Here is a 6,375-nt window from a genome sequence, read left to right as displayed (position 1 = left end):
AACAGGCACCGATCGCCTACGAACAACAGTCAGCTACCCTGACACTTGCCGCATAACGACACGAACAGGTGTCCACTCTCCGGGGGCAAGGCCCACCGGGCGGTGCCGCAGAATCCTGTCTTGCCAGGTCAGAAACCTGCAACCCCGATCGGCATGATGCCTAATCCAGACAGTGCCATTTCATCCGCTCACGCATCGCTCACGCAGACTGGCCACTCGTGACCGCTTCGAGCCCGCCAGACCACCCCGCGTGGCAACCGTCAATCCAGCGGCGCAATCAAGGCAGCTCGCGCAGCTGGTGATCTACGGGGACACTGGATGGCGGAAGGGTCGTGATGAGGAGTTCATCGGCATCGCGCTTGCCCGTCTTACCACTAGCGCTGTAGCGCGTCTTCACCAACCGTTTAGTCAAGGGCCACGAGCGTACGCCGAGCATCTCTCGGTCCACGCGGCTAGGCGCCATGCGAGTGTGCGCATAGAGCCAAGTACTTTCGGTCAGCATTGGATTGTTGTCGTAGCTGAGCAGCCAGCGGAACTGCGCCTTGGTCCGCAGATATCCGGCGAGCTGCATGTGGAGCATGTGGTCATCCGATCCCGCCTTGCCAGCCCTGTTGCCACCGTATCCACCCCTGGGGTCGAAAGAGGTTCGGTACAAGTGCGAGGCTTTTTCGATGTAGGGCGGGTCGAGGTAAGCAACAACGCGAGACGGGATCAGCTGCGGGTAATAACTGGGCACGTCATCGAGCGTCTGTTGCCAGTCCTTATGCCAGACATCGACGATTCGGCCCACGTCGTAAAGGTGACCGACATATCGAAGTCGTTCCTCTATGGCTTCCGGATTCCACCGGCATCCGATGCCGTACGGGCTTTCTTGCTTACGCCCACCGATCGGGCCTGCCTTACCATGAAGGATTCCAGAAAACGTTGTGCGGTTTAGAAATAGGCACTGTGTCGCCAACTCCAGTCGGACCGCGGCAGTCTTCGTTTTCCGAGTGGGCGCCCAGGAACGCCAATAGTCCCACCGATCGACAGCGGTTGCTCCACCCGGCTTGACGTATCGGGTCCACTCGTCATGCATACGGTCGATCAGCGCCTCAGTATCGGCGGCTGCGGTCTGCCAGAAAGCAGTCACCAACGGATCCACGTCAGCGAGCAGCACTCGGTCGACGAGCCCCTGGCCAACTAGTCGCAAGGACGCCGACGCTCCGCCGGCGAAAGGCTCGACCAGGAGGTTGATTGCCGGAACGGCCCTCGAACCCTTGGCGGCATCCAAGATTCGGGCAATCACCGGCGCGAGGGAAGACTTTGCTCCTGGATAGCGCAGGGGTGACTGGTACCTGCTCGTCATGAGCGCGTGGTCAACGATGCCGAGGGGTGAAACGATTGGGCGGGGGTTGTCGAGAATGTGCGTCGGGATTGCAGGCGCAGCAACATGCGCAGCGTGAGCATCACAGAGGGGGTCAGCTGGTAGCACAGCCACATTCTCGATCATGGGGTGAACCGTACCGGAGCCGCTTGTCCACCGGCCGATTCGAGACCGAGACGTTTGGTAGCTACGAGGCGGAGCACATCGGTGCCCACTCCGATCGGGAACGCGGCCTTCCCATGCGCGGCCGCCACCGGGATGATGCCGTCGACGTACATCGAGGAACCAGTGCGGTCGATCACGTCCAGGATTGCAGGCAACGTCGGGTAGGCCGCCGGGTCAGCCTGACCGCCGTTGGCATCATACGGTGCACCCACCGATGGTGGCACGGTCGGAACGACAACTCGCCCGTCAAGCGCGCGATACACGAACTTGCGGCCCCAGTATGTCTCCTTACCGTAGGCGCGGGCGTTGTTGGCGTTTACGACTCGCGCAATGATCTGTTCGTCGCATACCAACAGGTCACCAGGCTCGAGAATGTCATGCCGGGCCAATTGGCGCGCGTAGTCGACCAGAACTCCGGACTTCTCAATCCCACAGACGTATGGCGCGTTGCCCGGAGTGGCCCTGCCCATCGCTTGGAAGTATTCAAGGGCTCGCCCGCGCAGCTTTGCTGGTGTGCCGAACACGGCCAGTGGGCCATCGACGATGAACAGCGTCGTGGGAAGAGTCTTCTGGCGAGACTGCTCCCACAACAGCGTCGCCAGCCCGACCAGCACCAACAGCTCGATCACCGACATGAGCCGCCCGAGAGCGGACTGGTTCGTCCCCTCTTCGCCAACCTCCTCGTGGATACGGAGCACGTCCGTGGGGAAGAGGTGCACGCCGCACGCGTCGCAGTCGGCACCAGCGGGCGGCACAGGAATGTCCTTCTTACAGTCCTGCGTCGGACAGTTAACCGGCACAGTAGCCGCTGGCGCCCCGGGGACGCCGTGGAGAAGGAAGAGCAGATCCAGCAGCGGCTGGTCGAGGCGATTAACGTCGATTTTCTTCTGCCGAAATAGCTCATTGATGACCTCTCGCCACGACGTCACGATGTCGGCGTCGGCACGCGTATACGCGCCAGCGACAGGCAGATCCAGCGTCACGATGGCGGTGTTGACCGCACGCTCGATCTTGTACGGGTCGACAAATCGCTCGGCCCGCTGCGATTCCAAGGCTCCGAGGTCCACGTACGCTGCGGCGGCCTGTGCAAACCCGTACAGGACCGATGGCAGGCCGTCGCGAACCTGCTCAACGACGTGTGAACCATCGATCGCCAGCGCAGCAGTGAGTCGGTCTGGCGCAGGCGGGGCAGCGAAGTCGCTCCGCGCACGGATTCGCTCGCGGATCGAATCCAGATCCTGGATCGTCTCAGCCGGGACATGGAAGGTGCGTTGGTCCGCGATCGCCCGGATGGCGGCCGCCGAATGCCCCAGCCGCGATGCGATCTCGTGAGCCCCGCCGACGGTCTCGTACGGCATCAGAGTGCCGTACCGTTCAGCGTCAACGGCGGGTCACCAGCCGCTGCTCGTGCTTCGTTGACGAGCGCGATGTCGTATCGATCGATCTGGACAGGAACAATGTACGGCGAGGACAGTGTCTTGAGCCGCACGTACCCACGATCCTCGGAGGCGATGATCGCATCTGAGAACGCCCCGAAGTCGTAGAATTTGGCCAGCTCCCGCACCTCTGTCGTGTTGTTCAAATGGGCGACAACCCAGTTGGCAGTATTCGCCTTGACCTGATGCGCCACCCCCGAGACCTCTTGCGTTGCGTAGGTCATTCCGAGATTGAGCTTGCTCGCCTCTTTGGCGAGCTTAACCCATACATCGAGCTCGTCCTTATAGCGGTCAGACGAAAAGAGATTGTGCGCCTCCTCCAGCATTACCTGAATATGCGGAGGCTCCTTCCCGGACGTAAATACCTCCGTCTGCCTGAAAAGCAGACGCCGGGTAATGGACTCGCTAAGCACCTTGGTGATCGCCTCGGCACCAACGTGAAGATCGACGATGACTATTCGACCCTCGACGAGCTCGTTGTAGATCTCCAGAGCAGGATCTTGCTGTGTCAACGGGCTATGGAAGGGGCGCAACGGGTTCAGATTTTTCCAACCTCGGACGTTACGCTTGTCGCTCTTCGTGGTGAAGATCGGCTCAACGCTCTTCCAACGCACGTCTTTTGTGAAGTCGATTGCGTCGGTATCGCCGGCCTCACGCAATTGGACAATCTTGTCCACAACTGCCTCAATCTCATCGGCAGCTACGGTCACCAGGTTGGCAGTTTTGCCCGCTTGAGTGAACGGCTTTCGACCGAGGCCCACCACTGGCTTCTGCCCTTGGATACCTTGCTCGACCTTCAACTGCAACGCCGCACTGATGTTGGTACGCGCGGCGAAATTCGAAGGTACAGGGAAGCCTGCACGGATCAAGGCGCCATAAAGCACCATCCGGGCACGGCCTGGATGAGCATTGAACTTGTTGGCGGGATCATCGGCATACGATGCGCCCGCAAAATCCTTTACATATCCAGAGTCCTCGCCACTCAATTGGTTGGCAATGAGTCCCTGGACGGCATCGATCTGGTTCTCTGCAAAGAAGTTGATACTGAGCGGCTTAACGTGAGGCTGTGATCCGTCAGCACCAAACTTGAAGATGCGGACGTGGCTCGCGCCAATCGCTGCGATCTCAGTGCCATCCTGGGTGTTCGGGTTGGCGTACTCTCCCTGCGGGTCAAAGATCAGCTGACCGATGGGATTACCCCCTGTGGCACGCTGCCGCTCGGAGACCACGAACGTGCGCGCGATAATGATCTTCGCGGTATTCGACTTGCCCATCCGAGTCATGCCGAGCAGGGCGGTCTTGTTGCCAATGAAGTCCCGGATGTTGACTTCGACTGCGGCGTCTGCCTGCTTGGCGGCTTTAGCTCGCCGCCGCGTAGCGGAGTACCGCACCGCGCCGATGCGTACGCGTTCCACCGGGCGTCCGGTCGGTTTGAGGTAGGAGGCGATCGTCGCGAGGCCGTCACCGATAGGCTTCAGGACTCGGTACGTGGACGTGGCGTAGAAGTTGTCCACGTCGGCACCGAACTCCAGCACCTTCTGCCCATCCACGTCGTCTTCGTAGAAGGTGCCGAGGATCTTGCATCGCACGCCAGTGAACGACACGCGGTTCTTGGTGAACGGGTCGAGCTCCGCATCGAGCACGGCGGATGGCGATGGGTCCTGGTTGTTAGACAGAGCCGTTCGCAGGGACTCCTCGCGCACTGCGTGCAGGTCGCGCTCAAGCGACAGCGGCGACGTGCCCTCCACGCGCAGAAGCAGCACCTCGTCATCGTCGACGTGTGGCTCGTTGACGTCCTGCGCGGTCGCGAGGAGGAACGAGAACTGCGGAATACCACCGGCGTCGAACTTCCAGCGATCGTGAGTCAACACGACGGCCTGGCCGTAGTCGATCTGGTGAATCGCACCTATCCGGGTCGACCGACCATCGGCAAGCAGCTCAGACCGCAGCAAAGACCCGGCGCCAACGCCGGGAAAGAATTCCGTCACTGTCCACCCGCTCCGAACGCACCCACCAGAAACCCCCGCTCATCTGACCGAGATCAATAATCCCGTAGCGCGCCGAGTGTCACAAGACGAACGCAGCGCTGCTGACTGATGGATCAGCCTAGTGCCAAGTGAGGTCGCCAGGTGCCGAGTTGGTCCAAACCCTGGCAGACAGCAAGACCCCCTCTGGGGTATAGCTCGCGTAGGCCGACCAGCAGCGGCGGGTCGGAGAGCAGACTCGCAGCTGCACTTGGCTGCCCATGCTCCGTGGCCTAACTCGTGCAGCCTCGGCAGAGCACCTGCAATCACGCGAGCAGGGTAGCGCGTCCCACTGACACCTGGCGGCCTGATCGTTAGCAGGAACGTGCCAAGCTTGCGTCAGACCCTCCTGTCGTGGAGAAAGCCCAGCGTGGCGAGCCCTTCGCTGCGACAGAGGTGATCCGAGGCTCCCCGGACTTCCGTCTGGAGGAGCTGGTACACCGCGCCGTAAGTCTGGCCCCAGTGCATGGCCGCCCGCCACAGGTGCCGGCCGAGTCCGTGCCCGCGAGCCTCTGGGTGCACGGCGAAGTATTGCGGCATGAGCTGGGCAGCACCCGTGGGGTCGGGACAGATCTCCATGGGGCCGATGGCGCCGACAACACGGTCCTCCACCACGGCCACGAGGACCGGGCCGCATCCCTTGGTCTTCATCTGACGGTCGAGGAAGCCGAAGCCGTCGGCCGCCATCGTCTGGGCGAAGGCGGTGAAGGTGCCGCGGACGGGGAGGGGCCAGTCTTCGAGCCGACGGACGGGGCCGGCGGAGGGGGGACAGTGCCGCGCCGTGAAGTCCTGAAGCTGGATGCGGACGCCACGTGGATGCGGCGTCTCCGGGCCCAGTGGCTGGACAACACGAGCAGAGGCTGCTCCGTGAACGGCCGCGAGTTTCGCCGCGAGTTCGGCGGCCTGGTTCAGGATGTCGCCCCGGTGGCCGTAGGCGAAGACCTTCACCGCTCCGCGACCACGAGTCAGCAGAGTGGGGATGAGCGTGTGGTCGGGGTGGTGGACCACGTCGTCAGGGAGGACGGACTCCTGCTTCTCGTTGCCCCACCGGCGATCTTTGTCGTACGGCAGGAAGCGCCGGTCGGCGGCCACGAGGAGGGTGGCTTCGAAGAGGTCCGCCGTCAGGGCGTGCGGGTGGACGGGGCCGAGGGTGGGCACGACCGGTGCGGTGAGCACGGGCCGGAGCCAGTCCCAGCGGAAGAGCATGCGGGCACCTTAGCGCTGTACGTGAGGGTGCTCCGGCCCGTCGGTGGGACGGGCCGGAGCGCATCGGGCGGTCCGGGATTAGTGGCAATGCCGCTCGGTTAGCCGTCTGGAGTGGTTGGCAAGGGGTTGATCGCGATCCGGACGGTGGTCTTGTGCGTTCGGTGGTCGACGGCGCGGC

The 6,375-nt window shown here is 62.4% G+C and carries 4 protein-coding genes; all 4 read right to left on the bottom strand.

What is annotated here, in order from left to right; genetic code table 11:
• Nucleotides 1-277 precede the first annotated feature (277 nt).
• Nucleotides 278-1,492, bottom strand: a complete 1,215-nt coding sequence (locus ACFV9M_RS41570; protein WP_385079563.1) for a DNA adenine methylase — start codon at nucleotides 1,490-1,492, stop codon at nucleotides 278-280.
• Entirely contained in the window at nucleotides 1,489-2,889 is a 1,401-nt protein-coding gene (locus ACFV9M_RS41565; protein ID WP_385079561.1) for a hypothetical protein, read from the bottom strand. The genes ACFV9M_RS41570 and ACFV9M_RS41565 overlap by 4 nt, the downstream gene beginning before the upstream one ends.
• Nucleotides 2,889-4,955: a helicase HerA domain-containing protein gene (locus ACFV9M_RS41560; RefSeq protein WP_385079558.1), complete on the bottom strand. Its 2,067-nt coding sequence runs from the start codon at nucleotides 4,953-4,955 to the stop codon at nucleotides 2,889-2,891. Before ACFV9M_RS41560 ends, ACFV9M_RS41565 begins: the two co-directional genes overlap by 1 nt.
• Before the next feature lie 375 nt (nucleotides 4,956-5,330).
• Complete coding sequence (locus tag ACFV9M_RS41555) at nucleotides 5,331-6,197, bottom strand: GNAT family N-acetyltransferase (RefSeq protein WP_385079555.1); 867 nt, start codon at nucleotides 6,195-6,197, stop codon at nucleotides 5,331-5,333.
• Nucleotides 6,198-6,375: the final 178 nt, after the last annotated feature.

Origin of the sequence: Streptomyces sp. NPDC059895, from assembly GCF_042731035.1 — a bacterium.
Classification (GTDB): Bacteria; Actinomycetota; Actinomycetes; order Streptomycetales; family Streptomycetaceae; genus Streptomyces.
This window is presented reverse-complemented; position numbering and strand designations above follow the sequence as displayed.

Excerpts from the sequence above, each read along its gene's own strand:
- ACFV9M_RS41555 (WP_385079555.1), bottom strand. The coding sequence starts at position 6,197 with ATGCTCTTCCGCTGGGACTGGCTCCGGCCCGTGCTCACCGCACCGGTC.
- ACFV9M_RS41570 (WP_385079563.1), bottom strand. The coding sequence starts at position 1,492 with ATGATCGAGAATGTGGCTGTGCTACCAGCTGACCCCCTCTGTGATGCT.
- ACFV9M_RS41565 (WP_385079561.1), bottom strand. The coding sequence starts at position 2,889 with ATGCCGTACGAGACCGTCGGCGGGGCTCACGAGATCGCATCGCGGCTG.